2 protein-coding genes are annotated in these 6,611 nt (G+C 32.8%); both read right to left on the bottom strand.

Annotation, left to right across the window (positions count from 1 at the left end):
* Nucleotides 1-482: 482 nt before the first annotated feature.
* Entirely contained in the window at nucleotides 483-1,946 is a 1,464-nt protein-coding gene (locus tag DIS07_RS09750) for a glutamate synthase subunit beta (RefSeq protein ID WP_109405043.1), read from the bottom strand.
* Nucleotides 1,947-1,950: 4 nt separating this feature from the next.
* Entirely contained in the window at nucleotides 1,951-6,462 is a 4,512-nt protein-coding gene (gene gltB, locus DIS07_RS09745) for a glutamate synthase large subunit (RefSeq protein WP_109405042.1), read from the bottom strand.
* Between the last annotated feature and the right edge of the window lie 149 nt (nucleotides 6,463-6,611).

Raw genomic sequence — 6,611 nt, 5'->3', positions numbered from 1 at the left:
CTGCCTTTCTTTATCTTGATATAGTCAAGACTTACAAGCCTCATATCTTTAAGATATGAGGCTTTTTTATGAAAAATTGTTAGATTTTATGTAATATATTGATGTATTTTCGTTATTGATTTATAGTTTTAATAATATTTAGAGAAGCATCTATACCTAAAAAACTATAAGTGATTTTCTTCTCGCTAAATTATAGAGCATTTTGATTTTATCCTATTTTTTGAAATACATGTAAATATTTATTCTCTTAATATTTTTTTATGATACTATAAATATTCGTCCAATATGCAAACAATTTTGTATTTATATTTTGGTTATAAACAAAACGTTAGTATCTTTTAAGCTTAAGACTTAAGAATTAAGTGAATGGGTATTAATCCTTTATTTATAATGATGTAAAACATTATCTTAAACAAAAAAAACTCATCAAAATGAAAATTGATGAGTTTCTGGGTTTTTTTAAGCTATTATATTGGGTTTTATTACATAGGAACTAAATCTCCTGATACGTCTTTAGAAGGTAGGTCTGATTTACCCATTAAATAGATATCTACTTGTCTTGCAGCTTCACGACCTTCTGAAATTGCCCAAACAATTAGAGATTGTCCTCTACGCATATCACCAGCTGTAAAAATATTTGGAATATTAGTTTGGTATTTACCGTATTCTGCTTTGTAGTTAGAACGGACATCTTTTAGGATACCTAATTTATCTGCTAAGGTACTTTCCGGACCTGTAAAACCTAAGGCTAATAAAGCTAAATCACACGGCCAGGTTTTTTCTGTTCCTGCAATTTCAATTAATTGAGGTCTTTGTCCAGGTACCATTTTCCATTCAACATTAACTGTTTTTAATGCTATAAGTTTATTGTTATCATCAGTAATAAATTCTTTAGTATTAATAAGCCAATTACGTTCTACACCTTCTTGATGAGAAGAAGATGTTTTTAATTGTAATGGCCAAAAAGGCCAAGGAGTAGTCGGAGATCTATGACCAGGAGGTTTAGGCATAATTTCAAAATTTACCACAGATTTTGCTCCGTGACGATTCGAAGTACCAATACAATCTGAACCTGTATCTCCACCACCAATTACAATTACATTTTTATCTGTAGCCATTACTTGGTCTTTTACTTCTTTACCAAATAATACTTTTGTTTGTTGAGTTAAGAAATCCATTGCTTGTACAACTCCGTTAGCATTAATACCAGGAGTAGGTAAGCTACGTCTTTCTGTAGCACCACCACATAAAACTACAGAATCGAAAGCTTTTAAATCTTCAACGTCATAATTTACACCAACATTTACATTGGTTTTAAAAGTAATACCTTCAGCCTCTAAAATGGCTACACGTCTGTCTATAATTCCTTTTTCCATTTTAAAATTAGGAATTCCGTAGCGTAATAATCCTCCTACTTCATCATCTCTTTCAAAAACAGTAACAGTATGACCTGCTCTGTTTAATTGTTGTGCAGCTGCTAAACCGGCGGGACCAGAACCTATTACAGCAACAGTTTTACCAGTTCTTGATTTTGGAGGTTGTGGTTTAATCCATCCTTCTTTAAAAGCACGTTCAACAATGTTTTTTTCTATATTTTCGATAGATACTGGGTCTTCGATAATACCCAATACACAAGATTTCTCACAAGGAGCAGGACATAAACGTCCTGTAAATTCAGGAAAATTATTGGTAGAATGTAAAATCCATGAGGCTTTTTTCCATTCTCCTTGATGTACCATGTGGTTGAAATCAGGAATTAGATTTCCTAATGGGCATCCACTATGACAAAAAGGGATACCACAGTCCATACAACGTGAACCTTGTTTTGTTATTTGTTCTTCAGAAAGAGGAACCGTAAATTCTTTATAATGTTTTACACGTTCTTTTACAGAAGTGTATTTCTCATCTTGTCTTTCAAATTCTTTAAATCCTGTTACTTTTCCCATGACACTATGCTATTGTTAATTCTTCTACCATTGGTTCTTCAGTTTCTAAACGTTTTAATGCACGTTTGTATTCAGTTGGCATTACTTTTACAAAATTATTTAAAGTAGTATTCCAATCTGCTAATAAAGCTGCACCTTTTTTACTATCAGTATATAAAACGTGTTTTTCTATAGTTGATTTTAAATCGGCAGCATCATCTCCTTCAACTGATTCAAACTCTATGGTTTCAGTATTACATAATCCATTTATAAATAGTTTTTCTGGATCGTAAACATAAGCAATACCTCCACTCATACCTGCAGCAAAGTTTCTACCTGTTTTACCTAACACAACTACTTTACCACCTGTCATGTATTCACAACAGTGATCCCCAACACCTTCTACAACCGCGGTTGCTCCAGAATTACGAACTGCAAAACGCTCTCCTGCAATTCCATTAATATAAGCTTGACCATTTACTGCACCAAATAAACATACATTACCTACTATAATATTTTCATCAGCAATAAAATCTGCTTCTTTAGGTTTTTTAATAATTAATTTGGCTCCAGATAAACCTTTACCTAAATAATCGTTTGTGTTTCCTTCAAGAGTAAATGTTAACCCAAATGCACCAAAAGCCCCAAAACTCTGACCAGCAGATCCTGTAAAGTTGATGTTTAATGTATCTTCAGGTAAACCTAAGTGCCCGTATATTTTAGAAATTTCATTACTTACAATAGCTCCAACAGTTCTGTCGGTGTTTTTAATAGGATAAACAAGATTCATCTTCTCTTTACGATATAAAGCTCTGTGAGAGTCTTTTAAAATTGTAAAATCTAAAACATTTTCAAGATTATGATCTTGTTGTTCAGTATTTCTAACAATACTTTCTCTGTAGGCAGATGGTCTATGTAAAATACTAGATAAATCTAAACCTTTTGCTTTGTAATGTTTGATAGCCTTGTTAGCGTTTATCTTATGCGTTTGACCAACCATATCAGCTAATGTTCTGAAACCAAGTTGTGCCATAATTTTTCTTAATTCTTCAGCTACGTAATAGAAGAAGTTAATTACGTGTTCTGGAGTTCCTTTAAAGTTTTTACGTAACTCTTTATCTTGAGTTGCAATACCTACAGGACAAGTGTTTAAGTGACATTTACGCATCATAATACAACCCGAAGCTACCAGAGGCGCGGTTGCAAAGCCAAATTCTTCTGCACCTAATAAAGCAGCGATTGCTACATCACGTCCTGTTTTTAACTGGCCATCACATTCTACTACAATTCTACTTCTTAAATCGTTAAGGACTAAAGTCTGTTGTGCTTCAGATAAACCAAGTTCCCAAGGTAAACCAGCATGTTTTAAAGAGGTTAAAGGAGAAGCTCCTGTACCACCATCATAACCAGAGATTAATACTACATCAGCTTTAGCTTTAGCAACACCAGCAGCAATGGTACCAACACCAACTTCTGATACTAATTTTACATTAATTCTTGCTTCGCGATTAGCATTTTTTAAATCGAAAATTAATTGTGCTAAATCTTCAATAGAATAAATATCATGATGTGGAGGAGGCGAAATTAACCCAACAAAAGGAGTTGAATTTCTTGCATCTGCTATCCAAGGCAAAACTTTGTGAGCTGGTAGCTGACCACCTTCACCAGGTTTAGCACCTTGTGCCATTTTTATTTGAATTTCTTTTGCGTTAGATAAATAGTGAGAAGTTACACCAAATCTACCAGAAGCAACTTGCTTAATAGCAGAATTTCTACTATCTCCGTTAATGTCTTTTTGGAAACGTCTTCTATCTTCACCACCTTCACCAGAATTTGATTTACCTCCAATTCTGTTCATAGCAATAGCTAAATTTTCATGGGCTTCTCTAGAGATAGACCCATAAGACATTGCACCTGTTTTAAAACGTTTTACAATTTCTGTCCAAGGTTCTACTTCTTCTAAAGGAATAGGGTCTAAGTTATCAAACTCAAACAAACCACGAATGGTCATTAAATTTTCAGATTGTTCGTTTATTGCTTGTGAATATACATCATAACTTTTTTGATCACTTAAACGTACAGCTTGTTGCAATTTGGCAACTGTTGTTGGGTTAAATAAGTGACGTTCTCCATTACGTCTCCATCTATAATCGCCACCAACATTTAATCCTAGTTTTTTATCTATTTGATTGTTAGGGTATGCTTGTTTGTATCTTCTGTCAATTTCTTTTTCAATTTCATACAAACCGATACCTTCAACTCTTGAAGCAGTATAAGGGAAGTACTTTTCAACAAAAGCTGAGTTGAAACCTACGATTTCAAAAATTTGAGAACCTCTATAAGAATGTAAAGTAGAGATTCCTATTTTATTCATAATTTTTAAAATACCTTTACCAATAGCATAGTTAAAGTTATCAACTGCTTGTTGCTCATCCATATCAGAAATAAAGCCTTCTTTTACTTGCATTCTGATGATTTCATTTACCATATATGGGTTGATAGCACTAGCGCCATAACCAAATAAAGTAGCAAAATGATGTGGTTCACGTGGTTCGGCAGATTCTATAATAATATCAAAATAAGAACGTTTGCGTAAACGGTTTAATTGATGATTAACATAAGAACAAGCTAACAAAGCAGGAATTGGAGCAAATTCTTGATTTACTCCTCTATCAGAAAGTATAATAATATTTGTCTTTCTTTCTAAGGCTTTTTCTACCTGTAACACAATATTGTCTAAAGCATCTTCTAGTCCGTTTAATCCTTGTACTTTAGGGTAAAGAATTTGGATAGTTTCTGACTTAAAACTTTCTATAGATATGCTTCTAATTTTTTCTAAATCGGCATTAGAAATTACAGGGTTTTGAATTCTTAGCTTTCTACATTGTCTCTCTGTGATGCTAAAAATATTTCTATCTTTTCCTAAATTTAAACTGATGTCTGTTACAATATTTTCACGAATTCCGTCTAAAGGTGGATTTGTAACTTGTGCAAATAATTGTTTAAAATAGTTAGATATTAATTGAGGTCTGTCTGATAAAACTGCTAAAGGAGTGTCAATTCCCATTGATCCTAAAGCTTCTTTACCAGCTTGAGCCATTGGAGTAATAACTTCTTGAATATCTTCAAAAGTATAATTAAATAAACGTTGACGTGTTTTAATATCTATAGTTTCAATTGGGCATGTTTCATTGGTATATGGAACATCTTTTAAATGTAAACGTGTTTCATTTAACCATTCTTGATATGGTCTTTCTGAAACAATTTTATTTTTGATTTCTGCATCATCAATAATCCTACCTTCGTTCATGTCAACTAAGAACATTCTACCGGGTTCTAAACGACCATGTTTTTCGATGTCAGAAGGGTCGATATCCACCACACCAACTTCAGAAGACATAATTAATTTACCACTTTTAGTTAAGGTATATCTTGAAGGTCTTAAACCATTTCTGTCTAGTAAGGCACCAATATAATCACCATCTGTAAAAGGTACTGAAGCGGGTCCATCCCAAGGTTCCATAATACAAGCATTATACTCATAAAATGCTTTTTTTTCTGAAGACATTGTTTTGTGTTTTTCCCAAGCTTCAGGAATCATCATCATCATAATTTCAGGTAGAGATCTATCTGTATGTGTTAATAATTCTACAACCATATCCATGGATGCAGAATCTGATTTTCCAGGTAAAATTATTGGGAAAAGTTTGTCTATTTGCGGTCCGAACACCTCACTTTTCATGATTTCTTCTCGTACACGCATTCTACTTACATTACCACGTAAAGTGTTTATTTCTCCGTTCTGACACATGTGTCTAAACGGTTGTGCTAACTCCCAAGTAGGCATTGTGTTGGTAGAAAAACGCTGATGCACTAACGCTAAACGCGTTACTAGATCTATTTCTTGTAAGTCTAAATAATAAGGCCCAATATCTTCTGGCATAATAATACCTTTGTAGATAATGGTTGTAATTGATAAACTAGGAACATAAAAATAATTGGCTTCAGAAATTTTAGATTCTCTAATTGTATGCTCTGTTATTTTACGAGCTGCATATAATTTAGCTTTAAAAGTTGCTTCATCAATAGCTTCAGTTTTACCAATAAAAAGTTGTTCTATGTTTGGTTCTGATGCTAGAGCTATTTCACCTAATTGAGTAGAATCTACAGGGACTTTTCTCCATCCTAAAACAGCAAGTCCTTGTGCTTTAATTTCGTTTTCAAAATTAGTTTTACAGAAATTGTATTGGTTTTCAACTTTAGGAAGAAATACCATTCCAACTGCATATTCTCTTTGCTCCGGTATAGAAAAACTACAAACACGTTTAAAATAATCGTGAGGAATATCTATTAATAAACCTGCACCATCACCAGTTTTTCCATCAGCACTGACACCGCCTCTATGCTCTAGTTTTACTAATATTTCTAATGCATCATGAATGATTTGATTTGTCTTTTCTCCCTTAAGATTACATATAAAACCAGCACCACAATTTTCATGTTCAAACTCTGGTAAATACAGTCCTTGTTTCTCCATATTATATTCAATTATGTTTACAAATCTATGTATTTTATTGAATATAAGTTAACGTTATGAGTTTTTTGATGGAATTTTTATGATGAAATTAAAAAAAAGATAAAAAAAGAATATTTATGACAATTATAGGCTTTTTTATTGTCATATTC

It is taken from the genome of Polaribacter aquimarinus (genome assembly GCF_003129485.1).
GTDB classification, from domain to species: Bacteria; Bacteroidota; Bacteroidia; order Flavobacteriales; family Flavobacteriaceae; genus Polaribacter; species Polaribacter aquimarinus.
This window is presented reverse-complemented; position numbering and strand designations above follow the sequence as displayed.

What these genes read in the sequence shown, in the direction of transcription:
- gltB (WP_109405042.1), bottom strand. Translation starts at nt 6,462, where the DNA reads ATGGAGAAACAAGGACTGTATTTACCAGAGTTTGAACATGAAAATTGT.
- DIS07_RS09750 (WP_109405043.1), bottom strand. Translation starts at nt 1,946, where the DNA reads ATGGGAAAAGTAACAGGATTTAAAGAATTTGAAAGACAAGATGAGAAA.